Annotated in this window: 1 pseudogene; it reads right to left on the reverse strand. The window is 36.7% G+C overall.

Annotation, left to right across the window (positions count from 1 at the left end):
• Nucleotides 1-114 precede the first annotated feature (114 nt).
• Nucleotides 115-381, reverse strand: a pseudogene (locus tag CWB66_RS20595) (transposase); the annotation flags it as partial.
• Between the last annotated feature and the right edge of the window lie 77 nt (nt 382-458).

Here is a 458-nt window from a genome sequence, read left to right on the forward strand (position 1 = left end):
TTAGATAAAATCGCTAATAAACTAAATAATCGACCAAGAAGAATATTAAACTATTTAACTCCTAATGATATGATTAAAAACCATGTTGCACTGACCACTTGATATCACCGTAGCCTTTTTTAATATATCCTTTTCTAATTCAATGCGTTGGATTTGCTTTTTAAGTTCACGGATTTCAATTTGTTCGGGCGTCATTGGTGACGCTGATGGTGACTGACCATTGCGTTCTAGCTTTAATTGAGTAACCCATTTACTGACGGTTGATTTACCCACCCCCATCGCTTTGGCTGCATCTTCTTGCGTATAACCTTGGTCTACTACAAGCTGAGCCGTTTCTAATTTAATTGCCGCTGAATATGTTGCGCGTTTTAATTTCGTCATTTTTTCACCCAAATTTGTATGCTTATTAGCATAACATTTCTTTCTTAATGGGTGGCCAAAATCACTGTACCACTACA

It is taken from the genome of Pseudoalteromonas sp. S558, assembly GCF_005886635.1.
GTDB lineage: Bacteria > Pseudomonadota > Gammaproteobacteria > Enterobacterales > Alteromonadaceae > Pseudoalteromonas > Pseudoalteromonas aliena.